This window comes from Deltaproteobacteria bacterium GWC2_65_14, assembly GCA_001797615.1.
Lineage (GTDB): Bacteria > Desulfobacterota > Deferrimicrobia > Deferrimicrobiales > Deferrimicrobiaceae > GWC2-65-14.
Window position 1 is genome coordinate 1 of record MGPV01000061.1, and the last position, 307, is coordinate 307.

Genomic DNA, 307 nt, shown 5'->3' on the forward strand with positions numbered 1-307 from the left:
CACCGGACCCCGAGGGCGGCGGTTGACACGACAGCAGCGGCCAGGCAAATCCACGTCCCGATCCGGGCAAGGGTCTCTCTTTTCCCATACAGGTAGGCGACATAGTTGACAGACGCCGTGCCGAACAAGAGGGTGGTCAGATCGAAGAGATGGACGTTGAGCGTATTCATGCCGGGTTCTCCTTATTTGTCTTGGATGGGTCTTTTCTGATTTCGGCCAGGATGGAGGCGAAGGTTTTCTCGAATGCCGGCCGATTCCGGTTCGCGCTCCCGGCCGCCGTGACCTCCACTTTCCCGTGTGGACCGGA

The 307-nt window shown here is 59.6% G+C and carries 1 pseudogene (cut by a window edge); it reads right to left on the minus strand.

The features are described from left to right. Positions 1-166: 166 nt before the first annotated feature. A pseudogene (locus A2X88_06070) lies at positions 167-307 on the minus strand (hypothetical protein) (it continues 47 nt past the right edge of the window).